We start from the raw sequence: 16,352 nt of genomic DNA, 5'->3' as shown, positions 1-16,352 counted from the left end.
CCGGCTGGACACCGCACCGGTTCCCGGCGCCGCGACCCGACGAACGGGCCGCGGGCCGGGAAGCCGGCCGGTGCGGCGGTCAGGTCGCCTCGCCCGCCGACGTGCGTGCGTGCGCCTTGGCGGCGACCACCTTCTCGTCGAGGTGCCCCTCCCACGGGTCGGTCCCCGTTTCGTACTCGTCGTGCCGCCGCCACCACTCGTAGGCCCGGGTCTGCGGGTGTCCCTCCGGCGAGTCCTCCCAGTCCTCCTGCCGGCCGAACGCGGTGAGATCGAGGTAGCTCCACGTGCTGCCCAGCGCTTCGTCACCGCGGTGGTTGACGAAGTAGGTGCGGAACACCCGCTCGCCGTCCCGCACGAACGCGTTGGTGCCGTGCCATTCGTCCACCCCGAAGTCGGCGTCGAAGTCGTCGGTGAGGGTGTACCAGGGGCTGTCCCAGCCCATCTCCGCCGTCAACCGCCGGATGTCCGGCTGCGGTGCCCGCGACACCCGCGCGTACGTCGTGCCACGGGCGTTCAGGTGCGCGAGGTGGGCGACCTGGTCGGCCATCATCGAGCACCCGACGCAGCCACGCTCCGGCCAGCCGTGCACCCCCGGCTCGAAGAAGAACCGGTAGACGATCAGCTGGCGGCGGCCCTCGAACAGGTCGAGCAGGCCCACGGGCCCGTCCGGGCCGTCGAACCGGTAGTCCTTCTCCACCGCCATCCACGGCATCCGGCGGCGCTGCGCGGCCAGCGCGTCGTGCGCGCGGGTCTGCTCCTTCTCCTTCACCAGCAGCTTCTGACGGGCGGCCTCCCACTCCTGGGCAGACACGACCGAGGGCACTCTCATGGCGGGTTTCCTCTCGCTTTCCGGCACGTCACGCTCCTGCTCGTCAGCCGGGCTCCTCTCTGACTCCGCCGGCGGGCGAAAGGAATCGCCGCGCCGCGGGAGCCGTTCCGGACGATCTCGGGCGCAACTGCAACAGATCGCGGGCCGGGCGCATCTTAAGAGGTGTGCACTTCGAAGAGTTCGCACGAGAGCAGCTGCCCAGCCTGCTGCGCTTCGCCGCCGTGCTGACCGGTGACCGGGACCTGGCTCAGGACGTGGTGCAGGACGCGCTCGTGCGCGCGCACAAGAGCTGGCGGCGGATCGCGGCGGCGGACCGGCCCGAGTTGTACATGCGGCAGGTGGTCGTCAACGGCTACCTCTCGTGGCACCGCCACTGGTACCAGCGGTCCGTGCGCCCCACTTCGGACGTGGCCCGGTTCCGGGAGCCGGCCGCGCCCGATCCGGCGCGGCGGATCGCCGACGCCGACCAGCTCACCGGCATGCTCGCCCAGCTGAGCCGCGCACAGCGGGCGTCGATCGTGCTGCGGTTCTACGAAGACCGCGACGACGGCGAGATCGCGGCGATGCTCGGCTGCGCGACCGGCACGGTGCGCAGCCACATCTCGCGCGGACTGAACTCGCTGCGCATCCAGCTCAACGAAGGCAAGGAGACTGTTTGATGACCGATCTCGACGAGTTGCGCCGCGTGCTGCGCGCCCAGGAGGCCCTGGCCCCCGATCCCGGCGACGTGCTCGCCGTCGCCACCCGCCGGATCCGGCGGCGCCGGACGGTGAGCGTCGCCGCGGTGACCCTCGCGGTGGCCGCCCTCGGTGCGGGCACCGTCGGGGTGCTCGACCGGGATACCCCGCCGGCGACGCCCGCGAATGCCTTGTCCGCCGCGCCGGACCAGCCACCGGCCGCCGAAAAGGTGCTCCCGGCCGCGCCGTCGGTGAGTCTCGAGGACAGGTCCTGGAAGTTGCTGCATTGGGCCGTCCAGCCGCACTTCGCCGGCCTGCACTACGGACAGGACCACAAGTACGCGTTCGAAATCGAAGTCCGGGAAAGCGCCGCCCCCAAGAGCGCGTCGGCCGCGAAGCCCACGACCGCCGGCCAGATCGCCGACCCGAAGTCGGTCATGTGGCAGGACGGACCGGGTCGCTGGATCTGGGCGAGGACGACAAAACCGGTGACGGCCGGGGAAATGCTCGCCCTGCTGGGGAAGATCGGGACCACCCCGCCGTCGATCGCCTCGCCGCTGAAGTCGCTGCACGTTCCCGGTGGGCAGCAGATCGTCACGTTCACCAGCGAGCCCGAAGCCAACACCCTCGTCCTCTGCCCCGGCGCCGAGGCGGTGCGGGCCCCGCTCGACAGCCGCTGTTTCTCCATGTTCGTGTCACCGAGCAGCCGGGCCTCGGACGGCGTTTCCCCCGAGGACCCGCTCCCCCTGCACCAGCACCGGACGCTCGGGGCCTACACGATCGAACTCGACAGCTCGCACGCCAACAAGCAGGCCGCGCTGGAATTGCTGAATTCGGTGCAGCTGAACCGCTGAGCGTTTCCGGCCGAGGCGAGTTCCGATGCGTATTCCCGTTATCGTCGTCCTGCTGGGCGTCGTCATCGGTGCGGTCGCCGCGGCGGTCTGCCTTCGTCCAGCGGACGTAACCGCTGCGACGGGGCGACCGGCCTCGGCCGGGCCGCCGAACACCGCGCCGCAGTTTTCGATCACGCGTCCGGCCGTGCCGAGCCCGAAGGAAGTCAAGGTGGCGCTCGACGTCCGGGGCGAGTGGTCCTGGGCGTTGCGCGAGCTCGGCTCCGGTGCCGTGGTCGGCGACGGAACCTTGCGCACCACGACCGAATCCGTGATCAAGGTCTGGCTCGCCGTGGACTTCCTCGCCTTGCGCGGCTCACGGCTTTCGGCCGACGAAGACAACCGGCTGAGCCGGATGATCCGGGTCAGCGACGATCGCGCCGCCCAGGCGCTGTACCTGCGCCTCGGCGGGGACGCTTCGATCGAGCGGATGATCCGGACCTGCGGGTTGCACGAGACGCGGATCCACCCGGATTGGTGGTCCAAGACCACGATGTCCGCGACCGACGCGACGCTGCTGGGCCGGTGCGTGGCCGGCGGGCCGGGGGTGAGCGCGCAGTGGCGGGCCAAGCTGCTGGAGCTCATGCAGTCGGTCGATCCGGGCAACGCGTTCGGTATCCCGGAGGCGCCGGCCCTCGCGGGCGAACGCATCGCCGTCAAGAACGGCTGGACGCTGCACGGCACTTGGTGGACGGTGAACTGCCTGGCGATCTGGGACCATTGGGTGCTCGCGGTGCTGGTGCGCTACCCGGACCAGGGCACCGGGCACCGGTACGGGGCCGATGTCTGCAGGAACGTTGCCCAGCAACTGTTCGGCTCGTGGTGAGCGGGCGGTGAGCCCCACGACGACACCCACGACGAAGGAGTGCGCATGGACAAGGTCTTCAGCCGCCGCACCGCGCTGGTCACCGGCGCGGGTCTCACCGCGGGCCTCGCGTTGCCGGACGTCGCCCGCGCCACCGGCCGCGACGGCGTGGGTTTCACCCTCGGCGCCGAGACGCTCGACGGCGGGGAACAGATCACCGCGATCACCCTCGGCACCGCCCGCATCGGGCCGATCGACCCCGCGAGCCTGACCACCGGCACCTTCCGCGTGCACGCGAAGGCCACCAGCCCGATCGACACCGGCGGCCAGGACGTCGGCTACGACCTCGACCGGCCCGTGACGGCCGCCCGGCTCGACGCCCGCGGGAACATCGTGCTCGAGCTGAGCCACGGCGAGGGCCAGACCGGCGGCGGCACCCTCGGCTACCTCGACAGCAAGCGCCGCAACGTGCGGCTCGACCTCGCCTACACGATCACCCAGACCGCCCCCCTCCGTCCGCGGCACGGCCGGCCGGTCACCTTCACCCGGTTCACGCAGGGCCGGCTGGTCAACCCCGAAGCCGACGCCTTCAGCCACCACACCTCCCGCTCCGGGATGAAGTACCGGCTGTACTCCCCCACGGCCCACCGCGGCCGGCGGCCCCTGATCGTCTGGCTCCACGGCGGTGGCGAAGGCGCTTCCCTGCCCGACGGCTACTACGACAACGAAACCCCGTTGCGCGCCAACCGCGGCGCACTCGGTTTCGCCACCAGGGAAGCACAAACGATCTTCGGCGGCGCTCACGTGGTGGCCCCGCAATGCACGTCCGCCTGGATGGACGACGGCCCCCGCTTCGCCCCGCTCATCCACGAGATCATCCGGGAGGTGCAGCGCACGCGGCCGGTCGACCCCGGCCGCGTCCACGTCGCCGGCTGCAGCAACGGCGGCTACATGACACTGAAGATGACGACGACCTACCCCACGACGTTCGCCGCGTCGGTCCCGGTCTGCGGAGTCGTCGCCGCCCGGGAGGAGGGCGGCCCACCGCTGGTCCCCGACGCCGAGCTGGCCGCGATCAGCACTCCCACCTGGCTGGTCGCCTCCCGCGACGACGACACGGTGGACCCGCAGGCCAACACCGTCCACGCGCACGAGCTGATCCCCCGCTCCGAGCTGACGCTCTACGACCACGTCGTCCGCAACGGGTACCGGTTCCCCGGTCACTGGTCGTGGATCTACGTGGCCCGCAACGACCCGAGCACCGGGGGCACCCACCTCTGGCCGTGGCTGGCGCGGCAGCGCCGCTGACCCTTCACGCCGGTGTCGCGGGGCCGGTGGAGTCGCGGACGTTGAGGGTCGTCGCCAGCTCGAGGTGCCGGGAGGCCGGCCGGCCGCCGCCCGCCATGGCGAGCACGGTTTCGACGGCCATCCGGCCCATCCCGGCAAGCGGCTGCCCGACCGACGTCAGCCGCGGCGTGGTCCACTGCGCCTGCGGTGTGTCGTCGAACCCGGTGACCGACAGCTGCGCCGGCACGGTGATCCGGAGTTCGCGGGCCGCGGCGAGCACGCCGACGGCGATTTCGTCGTTGCCCGCGACGATCGCGGTGGGCCGCTCGCCGAGCGCCAGCAGGTCGCGGCCGTGCCGGAGCCCGGCTTCGACGGCGAACGCGTCGTGGCGGATCAGCGCGCGCTCCAGCGTGAGGTCCGCCGCGTGCAGCGCGGCCTGGTACCCGTGGAAGCGTTCCGCCGAGGGCGCGGAGCCGAGCGGACCGCCGATCCAGCCGACCCGGCGGTGGCCGAGCCCGATGACGTGCTCGGTCGCCGAGCGACCGCCCGCCCAGTTGGTGGAGCCGATGCTCACGACCCGGGAGCCGGTCGTGTTGATGGGGTCGATGGTCACCACCGGCAGCTTCGCCTCTTCCGCGGCGAGGAGCACCGAGCCGGGCACGGCGACGGCGAGTGCGACCACGCCGGCCACCCCGGCCGCCTGCAGCTCCGCCACCCACGCCCGGGCGGCGGTGCGGCTCGTGCCGGTCCAGTCCGCGGGCGGCAGGCGCAGGAGGAGCTCGGCGTGGGCGGCGTTCGCGGCGACGAGGATGCCTTGGAGCACCGTCCCCGCGTAGCGCGACTCCACGATGTCGAGCACGGTGACGAGCGTGCGCTCCCGCTGCAGGTCCCGCCGGGCCGTCGTCGGCTTGTAGCCGAGTTCGTTGATGGCCCCGAGGACGAGCTCGCGGGTGCTCGCCCCGACGTCGCTGCGTCCATTCAGGACCTTCGAAGCGGTCGCCGGCGACACGCCGGCCAGCCGGGCGACGTCCGCCAGGGTGGCCCGCTCGGACCGCGATCGCCCGCGCATCGGAACTCCGTCCGTCGAAACTTTTTCGAGCCGGCTCAGATTACCCAGCTGCCGGCTCGGTGCCCCCTTGAAAAGGAGGCGGGGACGCCCCGTCTTCCGGTCGAAACCGGGCCGACTAGACGACCGGTCTAATCCGCTGCTAGGGTCGATGCCATGCCGACCGCACCAGGAGCCACGGACACCCGGCGGGCCATCCTCGATGCCGCCCAGCGGATCATGGCCCGCAAGGGGTACGCCGCGGTCGGCATCAACGAGGTGCTCGCCGACGCGGGCGTGCCGAAGGGCTCCTTCTACCACTACTTCGCGTCGAAGGACGCCTTCGGCGAGGCCATGATGAAGAGCTACTTCCAGGAGTACCTCGCCGACATGGACCGCATCCTGAAGCGGGGTGACCGGTCGGCCGCCGCACGGCTGATGGACTACTGGCAGCAGTGGTACGAGACGCAGAGCCTGGACGAGTGCCACGGCCGGTGTCTCGCGGTGAAGCTGGGCGCCGAGGTGGCGGACCTGTCCGAATCCATGCGCCTCGCCCTGAAGGAAGGCACAACCGCGATCGTCGACCGCCTCGAGCAGACGATCGGCCAAGGCCTGCGGGACGGTTCGCTCACCATCGACGGGGAACCCCACGCCACGGCGGAGGTGCTCTACACGATGTGGCTCGGCGCCAGCGTACTGGCCAAGATCCACCGCAGCCGGGCCTCGCTGGACACGACGATGGCGGCGACCCGCCGGCTCCTGGGCCGATAACCGCACTACGTCTCCGGCATCGGCTCCCGCCCGTGCGGAGACGACTGGTCTACTAGATGGAGGAAAAATGAAGGTACTCGTGGTTCTCACCTCGCACGACGAACTCGGTGACACCGGGCGCAAGACCGGCTTCTGGCTCGAGGAACTGGCCGCTCCCTACTACCGCTTCAAGGACGCCGGCTGGGAGATCGTGCTCGCCTCGCCCGCCGGCGGGCAGCCGCCGCTCGACCCGGTGAGCAACCAGCCGGACGCCCAGACCGCCGACACGCGCCGCTTCGAGGCCGACCCGGAGGCGACCACGGCGCTGGCGAACACCGTGCGCCTGGATTCCGTCGCCGCCGACGGCTTCGACGCGGTCTTCTACCCCGGCGGGCACGGACCGCTGTGGGACCTCGCCGAAGACGAGGACTCCGCCCGGCTGATCGAGAACACCCTGCGTGCGGGCAAACCGGTCACCCTCGTGTGCCACGCGCCCGGCGTGCTGCGCCACACCACCGGCGAAGACGGCACGCCGCTGGTCCGCGGCAAGAAGGTCACCGGCTTCGCCAACACCGAGGAGGACGGCGTGCAGCTCACCGACGTCGTCCCGTTCCTGGTCGAGGACGAGCTCACCAAGCTGGGTGGGCACTACTCCAAGGCCGGCGACTGGCAGCCCTACGTCGTGCAGGACGGATTGCTAATCACCGGTCAGAACCCGGCCTCGTCAGCTCCGGCCGCCGACGCGCTCATCGCGCTGCTCGGCTGACCCCTCGTTCCGGGCGGGCCGGGCCGGCGATTCCGCACGGCTCGGCCGGCCGGGCGGGTGGACGGGGCCGGTGGCCGCGGCCAGCCGGAGCCGGGTTTCGGAAGCACTGCCGGGGACGGCGGTCATGATCACGATCTTGAGCTCGGTGTCGCCGTCTCCCAGCACGTCGCAGTTCACCGCGACCGGCCCCACCGAGGGGTGGTCGATCGTCTTCTCGTCCTCGCGGTGGCCGGCGACCGAGCCGGTGGCCCACAGCTGCGCGAACCGCCGGTTGCCCGTGGTCAGCTCGCGGATCAGCCCGGAGAGGCGGGCATCGTGCGGGAACCGTCCGGTCGCGCGGCGCAGGTCGGCGACGACGGCGAGGTCCGTGGTGTCGGCGTCGAGTTCGGTCACGGGCCACTGGGCGAGGCAGGCGGGGCCGGCGTCCAGCGGGAACCGGTCGCGGGCGAAGTTGCGCAGGCGGGGTTCCGCGGACGACGGGTCGCCCAGCAGCGCGGCCCAGCTGCGGTTCCACCAGAGCAGCTGCCAGTCGGCGGCGAACACCGCGACCGCGACGTCGCCGAGCCGGGAGAGCACGCGGTGGACCCCGGGCGGGATGTGGTCGGAGATCATGCCGCCGGCGGGCGGGGTGAGACCGGCGAGCCGGTACAGGTGATCCCGTTCGGGCGCCGACAGCTGCAGGGCACGCGCGAGGGAGGCGACCACCTGCACCGAGGGCGTGGTGGCCCGGCCCTGCTCCAGGCGTACGACGTAGTCGACCGACAAGCCGGCGAGATCGGCGAGCTCCTCGCGACGCAGCCCGGCCGTGCGGCGGTTCCGGCCCACCGGCAACGCCGCGGCCGAGGGCGGCAGCCGATCCCGCCAGGTGCGGATCATCGCGCCCAGTCCGGCCCCGCGTGTCGTGGTCATGACCCCATCTTCCCCCGGGCACGGCCGCCGGGCCCGGCCCGAAGGTGGTACCGCTGTTCCTACCGTCGGGCCGTCCCTGGCCGGCCGCGCCCGGCGGGCCGAAGATCGACCCCATGACGATCACCTTCATCACCGGAGCGAACAAGGGTCTCGGCCGCGAGACCGCCCGCCGTCTCGTGGAGGCCGGCCACACCGTGCTGGTCGGCGCCCGCGACCCGGAGGCGGGCGCGAGCGCCGCCGCCGCGGTCGGCGCGCGGTTCGTGCCCATCGACGTGACCGGCGACGCGTCCGTCGCCGCCGCGGCCGCCGACGTCGCCGGGCACGAGGGCCGGATCGACGTGCTGATCAACAACGCCGGCGTCCACGGCCCGGCCGGTGACCCCGCCGGCCTGACCGGCGCCGACGTCCTGGGCGTCTTCGACGTCAACCTCGCCGGCGTGGTCCGGACGACCACCGCGTTCCTGCCGCTGCTGCGCCGGTCGGCGGACCCGGTGATCATCAACGTCAGCAGCGGGATGGGCTCCCTCGCGCTCACCCACGACCCGGCGCGAGCCGAGTCCAAGGTCGTCGCACCGCTCTACACCGCTTCGAAGGCGGCGCTGACGATGCTGACCACGCAGTACGCGAAGGCGTTCCCCGGCATCCGGATCAACGCCGCCGACCCCGGTTACACGGCGACCGACCTCAACGGCCACAGCGGCCCGCAGACCGTCACCGAGGGCACCGACGCCATCGTCGGCCTGGCCACCGAGCAGCCCGGCGCCGGCTCCGGCCGCTTCGTCGACCGGACCGGGGAGATCGCCTGGTCCTGAAGCCGGCCGACGTGGCGGCGGCTCGGCCGTCATCGCCGCAGCGGTGGCGGCTCCGGTTACCAGAGCCGCCACCGCACCGGTCACCAGCCGACGGCGACCACCAGCCACTGCGGGTCCCCGTGCGAGACGAACGAGGACTGGGCGGCCACGTCGTCGTACGGGAAGCCGTAGGCGAGGCGGTTGATGCCGTGGTCGTGCCAGAACTTCGCGTAGTAGTTCGCCGGCGCCGCCTGGTAGTAGCGCGACGGGTCCTGCCACTGCGACTGCGGCAGGTGCGCCGTGTGCCGGTTCAGCGCCGCGCACATGTCGGGGTTGCCGGCCAGCGAACCGGCGCACCCGGTGATGTTCGACGTGGGCTCGTTGACCCCCACCGACTGCGCGTAGGACGTGAAGTAGTTCGCGTACCGGCCGCCGGCGCGGAAGTCCGGCGCGCTGCCCGGCGCCGGGATCCGGTACGGCGCGTTCACCGTCGCCAGGCCCTTGAACTCGGTCGGCACCTCGGCCTGGAACTTGGCGAACGTGGCCGAGCGGTCCTCCTGGAAGGTCTGGTAGTCGTCGCCGACCTGCACGTCGTAACCGTCGTGCGCGTGCAGCCGCATGGCCAGCTTCAGCGCGAACGCGTCCACCCGGGTGGTGTTGCCGTTGAACACGTCCGGGCCGACGGTGAACTCGATGAAGTCCGCGTACTGGCCGTTCGGTGTGCCCAGGTAGAAGTACATCCGCCCGGCCGAGTTGGCCGGCATGTCGATGTAGGGCTGCTCGGCGATCGAGTGGGTCTGGCCGCCGAAGTTCCAGAACACCTGGCTGTCCGGGTACTTGCCGTTCGTCCGGTTGAGCACCTTGACCGTGAGCACGTTCCGCGCGGCCGGGATGGTGCTCGTGTCACCCCAGAACGAGTCGGGTGGGACGCCGGCACCGGGCTGCGTTGTCCCGCCGCCGGTGCCGAGCACCTGGAACTCCCACAGCGAAACGCCGTAGGCGGTGGCCCGCGCGGTCGCGTACAACCGCACGTACCGCCCCGAACCGGTCACGTTCAGCGTCTGCGTGCCACCGGTTCCGGTGGTCGTCTGGTACACAGTGGACCAGCTGGATCCGTTGTCCGACAACTGGATCTGGTAGGCCGTCGCGTAGGCGGCCTCCCAGCGCAGCACGACCTGGCTGACGGTCGCCGCGCCCCCGAGGTCGATCTGGATCCACTGTGGATCGGCGAACTGCGACGACCAGCGGGTGCCGGCGTTCCCGTCCACGGCGGCGGACGCGGGGGTGCCGGCGTTCTCCACCGACGACGCGGTGGCGGATTTCCCCTGGGAGATCACCGCATCCGCGGCGCTCGCCGAGGGGACGGCGAGGCCGAGCGCGGCGACGGCGAGGGCAGCCGCCAGCGTCGCCAAGCGGCGACCGGGTCCGCGGCGACGGTGCCGCGGCAGGGTGTTCGTCAACATGGTTCCTCCCTGGCTGGGAAGCGGGCGGACCCACCGCCAGTCAGGCAACGGCAAGGTCCGGCTCGTCCCTGAGCGCCGGGCGGATGCCCTCGCGGGCCGGCGGGAACGATCGGTAGAAAGGTTCATACCACCGCACCCGGCCTGTCAAGCCTTGACAGATCCCGGTCGCGCGGCGATCCTCGGAACCGGTTCCACCTCGAACCTCTGCGTGGCGCCGCCACCCGCTCAGGGGCCGACTCACCGGGAGTCAGCCATGCACTTCGCCTCCGGCCGGCCGGGCCGTGGAGACGGTCGTTCACGGATGCCGGCGCCATCGGTCCGCGGGCAGCGCAGTGGCGAGGTGGGTACCGTTCCACGAGATACCGGCGAGCCGCCCCAGATGTCGCCGGCCTCGCTCCTGCGGTGCACGTCGGCCGGCCCTCGAGGGTCCACCGGCAGTTCGAGCACCGCGAATTCCTTGGCCCGAGGGAAAGCAGGACGCCGTCGCGGCGTACCCGGCGGACCGCAGGCCGACGGCGATCTCTGCACCGAGTTCCGGTTCGTCCTCCAGAACCAGCACCCGCATGCCGGTACCCTGACCGTCCACTTGGGAAACCGGCCGGGAGCGGCAGTCAGGAACCGCAGTCCGCCGGATCGCCTCCCGGGTGCCGGGTCGGTACCTGCAGCGCGGTACCCGGCCTGACCTGGCGCACGTCGCCGCGGCCGATGCCGACCCGGACCGGCAGGGGCGGCCCGGAGCGCAGGGTCAGCTTCGTGCTCTGCCGTCCGACGGACAGGTCGAACGTGCGGCCGTGCCACTTGACCCCGGTGATGTCGACCCCCGGCAGCTGCGGCGGCAGGAAGGGGTCGATGGTGACCGCGTCGGTCCCCCAGCGCAGCCCGGTGAACCCGTAGAGGAACTCCTGCAGGTAACCGCCCTGGCCGGTGGTGAAGTCGAACGCTCCCCCGGTGCGCGTTTCGTACCACTGGTCGAACGGCGCGGCCAGGTACGGGTCCGCGCTCTTGCGCAGCGAGGTGTAGACGGCGCAGCCGGGCGACCCCAGCGCGGCACCGGCGATCGTGGCGATCGCGTCCGTCATCGACGGACCGCCGGGGTCGGTGCGCGGCCCGTAGTAGTCGAGGTCGTTCTGGGCCAGTTCCGGCGACATCGGTACCGCCCACGGGTACTGCAGCAGCGTGACGTCGGCCTGCTTGACGGTCTGCCCGGCGTACCCGTCGAACTCGGGATGGATGTTCGCGGCGGCGTCCACCGGGATCTTCAGGCCGTCGGCGACCTCGGCCCACACCGGATCGGCGGTCCGGCCGAGGATGCCGGCGGCGCGGATCGCGATGCGCAACGAAGCTTGCGCGCCGGCGTTGGTGCTCACGCTGTTGTCCACGTTGTCGTGGTACTCGTCGGCGCCCTTGACGTCCTTGACGGCGTACCCGCCGGCCGGGTCGGGCACGGCGCGCGTGGCCCAGTAGTCGGCGATGCCCTGCAGCACGGGCCAGGCCTTGTCCCGCAGCCACGCCTGGTCGCCGCTCGCTTCGTAGTACTGCCACTGCGCCAGGGCGATGTCGGAGTTGATGTGGATTTCCTGCTTGCCGTCGGGCGACCAGTCCGGCGTCGTCTCCTTGCCGGTCAGCGCGCTCTGCCACGGGAACTTCGCGCCCTTGATCGGGTGGTCCGGAGTGGACAGTGCCGCCGCCGCGGCCTGCGCCGCCGGCAGCCGCTGCTGCCGGTAGGTGTTCGCGTCGGCGGCGATGTCGGGGTACTGGGCCAGCAGTGCCGGGTACATCCACGTTTCCATGTCCCAGAACACGTGACCGCTGTACCCGTCCGAGGACAACCCGCCCGGGCTGGCGCTCCAGACGACCCCGGCGCGCACGCTCGCGAGCAGGTAGAACATCGACGCGTGCACCTGCGCGGTCATGGTGGTGTCGCCGGGGACCGAGATGCTCGACTGCCACAGGCGCGACCAGGCGTCCTCGTTGCGGGCGAGCGCGCGCCGGTAGCCGTCTCCGGCGGCGCGTGCCGCGGTCGCCGCGGCGGCTTGGCGCGGGGTCGCGGCCGCGAGCGGCCGGTCGGTGTCGACGCTGGAGGCGACCCCGACGTACTTGGTGACGCGCACCGGCACGCCGGCGCGGACCGGGAAGTCCGCGCGCTGGCCCGCACTCCCGGCACCCGGGTCGGCCATCGCCCGGGTGGGCACCGCCTTCTCGTCGACGCGCAGCACCGAAGTCATCCCGGCGGTGACCAGGTTCCCGTCGCTCACGACGGTCTGCGACAGCGTTGCGGTCCTGCCGTCCACCCGCGCGTCCGACGTCGAAGCGTGGTCCAATCCCCGGCCGTCGAACTCGTCGACGACCGTGGCCGTTCCGCTCCAGTGCGGGACGGCCCGCACGCTCACCGTGCCCAGGTGCCCGTCCGCGCGGTTGGCGTTGACCTCGTAGACGAAGCCGGTCGTGTCACCCGCGGGCGAGGTCCAGTCGAACGACGTGGTCAGCACCCCGGTGCGCAGGTCCAACGACTGCCGGTAGTTCGTGGTGGTGCCGACCGCATCGGAGGCGACCTGCGCCGGCGGCGGCGCGCCGTCCGGGTACACCGCGAGGTAGTCGACGTTCACCCGCGCCGTGTCCCCCTCGGTGACGGTGACCTCGAGCTTGTTGGCGCCGGCGGTCAGGGTCACCGGCACGGTGACCACCGCCCAGTCGTCCCAGCCGGCCAGGCTGGGCACGGACAGCTGCTGCACGGTGCCGTTCACGCCGATGTGGACGGTTTGCGGGCTGCCGCTGCCGTTGCCGTACCGCACGGCCAGCGTCGCCGGACCGGCCGGCGCGTCCCGGACGGGGATGACGTCGGTGCCCCCGACCGTCGGGGTGTTGTTGGTGTTCAGCCCGGCCAGGTAGGCGCCGACGGTGGCACCGGGGTGGGAGTTCTCGACGAACGCGCCGCCGGAGATCTTCCCGTACGCGGCGGGACACAGCTGCCCGAACCCGCAGGACCACTCCCCCAGCCCGTAGACGTCGCCGCCGCGGCCGAACCCGAGCGTGGTCCAGGCCGGCAGCCCGGCTCGCTCCTCCTGCCCGGCCGAGGGAGCGCCGTAGAAGCCGGCGAGCTGGGACTGCGTGACGATGGGCTTGCTGCTGTACCCGTGGCCCGCCGCGGGCACCCGTGCGGCGAGGTAGCCGTTGCCGACGAACGTCGGGGAGTAGTTCTTCGCCGGGTCGTTCGTGCTCAGCACCCAGCCGTCGCCACCGGCGGCGTGCCCCGGCGGGAAGGTGGCCGAGGCCGGCGCCGCCAGCAGGCCCAGGAGCAGGCAGCCGGCGGTCAGCACAAAAGCCGTCCGGCTCTTCAGCACCCCGGTCGTTCTCCCGGCGCCACCGGCTCCGTCGTGCTTCGTCATCGGAACAGCACCTCCTGGCGGCAGAACACGGGGACGCCGTAAATATGTTGCGGGTGACAACATATAGGTCCGCGCGGGCGTTGTTAAGCCCGGATGGCCCTCGCAGCCGCCTCACTTCGCGAGCAAGGTGAGCAGCCGGGCCACCTCGTCCCGGACCGCGTCCCGGCCGGGGGCCAGGTAGCGGCGGGGGTCGGTGAGCGCCGTGTGCGTCCCGAGCGTCGCGCGCACGGCTTCGGTGAGCACCTGGTTCAACCGCGTTCCGATGTTCACCTTCACGATGCCGCTCGCCACCGCCCCGCGCAGTCCCTCGTCGGGCACGCCGGAGGACCCGTGCAGCACGAGCGGCACGGGGACGCGGCGGGCGAGCGCGGCGATCAGCTCCTCGTCGAGCACCGCGCTGCGGTCGGCCATGGCGTGCGACGAGCCGACCGCCACCGCGAGGGAGTCCACACCGGTCGCGGCGACGAACTCGGCGGCCTCGTCCGGGTCCGTGCGCACGCCGGGGGCGTGGGCGCCGTCCTTGCCGCCGATCTCGCCGAGTTCCGCCTCGACACGGCAGCCCGCGGCGTGGCAGCGTTCGACGACGGCTTTCGTCCTGGCCACGTTCTCGGCGTAGGGCAACGCGGCGGCGTCGAACATGACCGACGTGATGCCCAGGTCGAGGCCCTCCCGGATCAGCTCCTCGTCTTCGATGTGATCGAGGTGGACCAGGACGGGCACGGTCGCGGTCTCGGCCAGCCGCGAGCAGGCGAGCGCGAACGGCGCGAGCGACCCGTGGTAGCGGACGGCGTTCTGCGAGATCTGCAGGACCACCGGGAATCCGCTTTGCTCCGCGCCGGCCACGACGGCTTCGGCGTGCTCGATCAGGATCGCGTTGAACGCCCCGATCGCGCGCCGCTGCGCGCGCAGGTCGTCCAGCAGGGCGGCCCAGTTCATCACATCTCCTCCACCTTCACCGCACGGATCCACCGGTCCCTGGCCGCGACGTCGATCTCGCCGGCCACCGGCCGCAGCACCGCGGCGGCCGACGTGGCGACCACGTCCGCCAGCGCCACCGGCCAGTCCACTTCGGACCCGGCGAGGTGCATCGCCAGCGCCGCGGCTCCCGCGTCTCCGGCACCGGCCGAATTGCCGGTGACGACTTCGGCGGGACGGGCGCGCCAGGCGCCCCGGGCAGTCACCGCCGTCGCACCTCCGGGGCCCAAGGTGGCGACCACCGCCGGGGCTCCCGCGGCCACGAGGTCCAGACCGGGCCCGGCCAGTTCCGTCAGCTCGTCTTCGTTCGGCATCAGCACCGCTCCACTGCGAGCGGCCTCGCGGAGGGCGGCGCCGGAGACATCGGCGATGACCGGCACGTCGTGCCGGACACACAGCCGGGCCAGCTTCGCGGGGACGTCGGCGCCCATCCCCGCCGGCACGCTCCCGGAGATCACGACGGCGCCGGCGCCGGCCGCCAGCTCGGCGCGCAGAACGTCGAGGATGCCCGCTTCCCCGCCCGTGGCAGCCGGGGAGCCGGCCTCCTGCAGCATCGTGGTCCCGCCGGCGGGCGTCACCACCGCCACGGTCCGCCGCACCGCGGGCAGCGCGGGGACGAGCCGGTGGGCGAGGCCCAGCCGGTCCAGCCCCTCCCGGAACTCGTCCGGCGCCCGGGTCGTGGTCAGCGCCAGCACCAGGCTCTCGCCGCCCAGCTGACGGACCACCGCCGCGACGTTGACGCCCTTGCCGCCGGCCCGTGACCGGACGTCCGAGACCCGCGTGGTCCCGCCGAGGTGCAACACGTCGGCCCGGTAGGTCACGTCGACGGCGGGGTTGAGGGTGACCGTGACGATCCGCGGTGTCATGACGCCGCGCTGCCGGGGACCAGCTCCGTGGACTTTTCCGCGCGGTACACCATCAGGGTCGAGCCGGCCAGGGCCAGCACGATGCCCGCGATCTGGAACCCGGTGGGGGCGGCGCCGAAGACCAGCAGCGACAGGACGATGGTCAGCACGGGGGCGAGGGCGTTGGTCACCGGCGCCACGATCGACGCCTTGCCGCGGCTCATCGCCATCACGAGGAACAGCGCGCCGACCGCGTTGAGCAGCTGGGTGCCGGCGGTGAGCGCGGGCGCCTGCCACGGGAAACCGAGCGGGAGCCCGCCCATCATCAGCACGGCGACCGGGATCAGCAGCAGCCCGCTGATGGTCATCCAGCCGAACGTCGAAGCGTCGTCCACGCCCGCGAGCGCGGCCTTGCGCATGAAGAACGCCTGGACGCCCCACGCCACGCAGACGCCCGCGGCCAGCACCAGGTAGAGCCACCCGCTGTCCCCGCCGTCTCCGGTGGACACGGAGAACAGGACGACGGCGACGAGCGCGAGCAGCACACCGGCCCACGACCACCCGCCGAGCCGTTCCCGCAGCGCGCCGAACGCCAGCAGCACCGTGATCGCGGGCGAAAGCGCGACGATCGGGAAGATCACGTAGGCCGGTCCGATCGTGAGGGCCTTGAACAGCAGCAGCTGCCCACCCGCACCGGTGAGCCCGATCAGCAGCCCGTACCCGGCGGCGATCCGGCCGCGGTCGAACTTCTTCCCCCGCAGCGAGACCCACGCGGGCACGAGCATGGTCAGCGCCCACACCACGTACACCATCGGATCGGGATAGGCGTAGAGCTTGGTGGGCAGGCTGGAAAAGGCCCCCCAAACTCCCCAGAAGACCACCAGCAGTCCCGCGTACGGGATCCAGCTGTTCGCGCGGGTGAACGACATCTCGG

At 72.2% G+C, this 16,352-nt stretch carries 15 protein-coding genes; 7 read left to right on the top strand and 8 right to left on the bottom strand.

What is annotated here, in order from left to right; all coding sequences use genetic code 11:
• Positions 1–79 precede the first annotated feature (79 nt).
• The gene (locus tag Q5425_RS33135; protein ID WP_308676288.1) at positions 80–829 is read right to left on the bottom strand and encodes a DUF899 domain-containing protein; all 750 of its coding nucleotides are present in this window, start codon (positions 827–829) and stop codon (positions 80–82) included.
• A gap of 164 nt (positions 830–993) precedes the next feature.
• Here Q5425_RS33135 and Q5425_RS33130 point away from each other — a divergent pair, with 164 nt between their 5' ends.
• The 4 genes from Q5425_RS33130 to Q5425_RS33115 are packed head-to-tail and all read left to right on the top strand — an operon-like array spanning position 994 to position 4,509.
• Positions 994–1,488, top strand: a complete 495-nt coding sequence (locus Q5425_RS33130) for a SigE family RNA polymerase sigma factor (RefSeq protein ID WP_308676287.1) — start codon at positions 994–996, stop codon at positions 1,486–1,488.
• Positions 1,488–2,360 (top strand): hypothetical protein, encoded by an 873-nt coding sequence (locus Q5425_RS33125; RefSeq protein ID WP_308676286.1) that lies wholly within the window; start codon positions 1,488–1,490, stop codon positions 2,358–2,360. Before Q5425_RS33130 ends, Q5425_RS33125 begins: the two co-directional genes overlap by 1 nt.
• Before the next feature lie 25 nt (positions 2,361–2,385).
• Positions 2,386–3,222: a serine hydrolase gene (locus Q5425_RS33120; RefSeq protein WP_308676285.1), complete on the top strand. Its 837-nt coding sequence runs from the start codon at positions 2,386–2,388 to the stop codon at positions 3,220–3,222.
• A 45-nt stretch (positions 3,223–3,267) separates the two neighbouring features.
• Complete coding sequence (locus Q5425_RS33115) at positions 3,268–4,509, top strand: prolyl oligopeptidase family serine peptidase (protein ID WP_308676284.1); 1,242 nt, start codon at positions 3,268–3,270, stop codon at positions 4,507–4,509.
• 4 nt (positions 4,510–4,513) lie between these two features.
• On the opposite strand, the gene Q5425_RS33110 is transcribed toward Q5425_RS33115, so the two are convergent.
• The gene (locus tag Q5425_RS33110; protein WP_308676283.1) at positions 4,514–5,557 is read right to left on the bottom strand and encodes a substrate-binding domain-containing protein; all 1,044 of its coding nucleotides are present in this window, start codon (positions 5,555–5,557) and stop codon (positions 4,514–4,516) included.
• 153 nt (positions 5,558–5,710) lie between these two features.
• Here Q5425_RS33110 and Q5425_RS33105 point away from each other — a divergent pair, with 153 nt between their 5' ends.
• Positions 5,711–6,304, top strand: a complete 594-nt coding sequence (locus Q5425_RS33105) for a TetR/AcrR family transcriptional regulator (RefSeq protein ID WP_308676282.1) — start codon at positions 5,711–5,713, stop codon at positions 6,302–6,304.
• A gap of 67 nt (positions 6,305–6,371) precedes the next feature.
• A complete protein-coding gene (locus Q5425_RS33100) occupies positions 6,372–7,049 on the top strand; it encodes a type 1 glutamine amidotransferase domain-containing protein (RefSeq protein ID WP_308676281.1) in 678 nt (225 codons plus the stop codon).
• Here the strand turns inward: Q5425_RS33100 and Q5425_RS33095 are convergent.
• Entirely contained in the window at positions 7,008–7,958 is a 951-nt protein-coding gene (locus tag Q5425_RS33095) for a helix-turn-helix transcriptional regulator (RefSeq protein ID WP_308676280.1), read from the bottom strand. The two genes, Q5425_RS33100 and Q5425_RS33095, sit on opposite strands and share 42 nt — an antisense overlap.
• Before the next feature lie 113 nt (positions 7,959–8,071).
• Here Q5425_RS33095 and Q5425_RS33090 point away from each other — a divergent pair, with 113 nt between their 5' ends.
• Positions 8,072–8,770, top strand: a complete 699-nt coding sequence (locus Q5425_RS33090; RefSeq protein WP_308676279.1) for an SDR family NAD(P)-dependent oxidoreductase — start codon at positions 8,072–8,074, stop codon at positions 8,768–8,770.
• Between the two features lie 80 nt (positions 8,771–8,850).
• Here the strand turns inward: Q5425_RS33090 and Q5425_RS45850 are convergent, their stop codons facing one another.
• The 5 genes from Q5425_RS45850 to Q5425_RS33060 all read right to left on the bottom strand — a co-directional run bounded on the left by Q5425_RS45850 (position 8,851) and on the right by Q5425_RS33060 (position 16,347).
• Positions 8,851–10,212: a beta-1,3-glucanase family protein gene (locus Q5425_RS45850; RefSeq protein WP_396135291.1), complete on the bottom strand. Its 1,362-nt coding sequence runs from the start codon at positions 10,210–10,212 to the stop codon at positions 8,851–8,853.
• Between the two features lie 611 nt (positions 10,213–10,823).
• Entirely contained in the window at positions 10,824–13,598 is a 2,775-nt protein-coding gene (locus tag Q5425_RS33075; protein WP_308676278.1) for a glycosyl hydrolase family 65 protein, read from the bottom strand.
• Between the two features lie 111 nt (positions 13,599–13,709).
• Complete coding sequence (locus tag Q5425_RS33070; protein WP_308676277.1) at positions 13,710–14,534, bottom strand: class II fructose-bisphosphate aldolase; 825 nt, start codon at positions 14,532–14,534, stop codon at positions 13,710–13,712.
• Positions 14,534–15,439, bottom strand: coding sequence for a PfkB family carbohydrate kinase (locus Q5425_RS33065; protein ID WP_308676276.1), 906 nt, complete (start codon positions 15,437–15,439; stop codon positions 14,534–14,536). Before Q5425_RS33065 ends, Q5425_RS33070 begins: the two co-directional genes overlap by 1 nt.
• On the bottom strand, positions 15,436–16,347 hold the full coding sequence (locus Q5425_RS33060; protein WP_308676275.1) for a DMT family transporter: 912 nt from the start codon (positions 16,345–16,347) through the stop codon (positions 15,436–15,438). The genes Q5425_RS33065 and Q5425_RS33060 overlap by 4 nt, the downstream gene beginning before the upstream one ends.
• Between the last annotated feature and the right edge of the window lie 5 nt (positions 16,348–16,352).

It is taken from the genome of Amycolatopsis sp. A133 (genome assembly GCF_031082405.1).
Lineage (GTDB): Bacteria > Actinomycetota > Actinomycetes > Mycobacteriales > Pseudonocardiaceae > Amycolatopsis.
Note: the sequence above shows the minus strand (reverse complement) of the source record. Positions and strands in the feature narration are given on the sequence as shown.

What these genes read in the sequence shown, in the direction of transcription:
- Q5425_RS33135 (WP_308676288.1), bottom strand. Translation starts at nt 829, where the DNA reads ATGAGAGTGCCCTCGGTCGTGTCTGCCCAGGAGTGGGAGGCCGCCCGT.
- Q5425_RS33125 (WP_308676286.1), top strand. Translation starts at nt 1,488, where the DNA reads ATGACCGATCTCGACGAGTTGCGCCGCGTGCTGCGCGCCCAGGAGGCC.
- Q5425_RS33120 (WP_308676285.1), top strand. Translation starts at nt 2,386, where the DNA reads ATGCGTATTCCCGTTATCGTCGTCCTGCTGGGCGTCGTCATCGGTGCG.
- Q5425_RS33115 (WP_308676284.1), top strand. Translation starts at nt 3,268, where the DNA reads ATGGACAAGGTCTTCAGCCGCCGCACCGCGCTGGTCACCGGCGCGGGT.
- Q5425_RS33110 (WP_308676283.1), bottom strand. Translation starts at nt 5,557, where the DNA reads ATGCGCGGGCGATCGCGGTCCGAGCGGGCCACCCTGGCGGACGTCGCC.
- Q5425_RS33105 (WP_308676282.1), top strand. Translation starts at nt 5,711, where the DNA reads ATGCCGACCGCACCAGGAGCCACGGACACCCGGCGGGCCATCCTCGAT.
- Q5425_RS33100 (WP_308676281.1), top strand. Translation starts at nt 6,372, where the DNA reads ATGAAGGTACTCGTGGTTCTCACCTCGCACGACGAACTCGGTGACACC.
- Q5425_RS33095 (WP_308676280.1), bottom strand. Translation starts at nt 7,958, where the DNA reads ATGACCACGACACGCGGGGCCGGACTGGGCGCGATGATCCGCACCTGG.
- Q5425_RS33090 (WP_308676279.1), top strand. Translation starts at nt 8,072, where the DNA reads ATGACGATCACCTTCATCACCGGAGCGAACAAGGGTCTCGGCCGCGAG.
- Q5425_RS45850 (WP_396135291.1), bottom strand. Translation starts at nt 10,212, where the DNA reads ATGTTGACGAACACCCTGCCGCGGCACCGTCGCCGCGGACCCGGTCGC.
- Q5425_RS33075 (WP_308676278.1), bottom strand. Translation starts at nt 13,598, where the DNA reads ATGACGAAGCACGACGGAGCCGGTGGCGCCGGGAGAACGACCGGGGTG.
- Q5425_RS33070 (WP_308676277.1), bottom strand. Translation starts at nt 14,534, where the DNA reads ATGAACTGGGCCGCCCTGCTGGACGACCTGCGCGCGCAGCGGCGCGCG.
- Q5425_RS33065 (WP_308676276.1), bottom strand. Translation starts at nt 15,439, where the DNA reads ATGACACCGCGGATCGTCACGGTCACCCTCAACCCCGCCGTCGACGTG.
- Q5425_RS33060 (WP_308676275.1), bottom strand. Translation starts at nt 16,347, where the DNA reads ATGTCGTTCACCCGCGCGAACAGCTGGATCCCGTACGCGGGACTGCTG.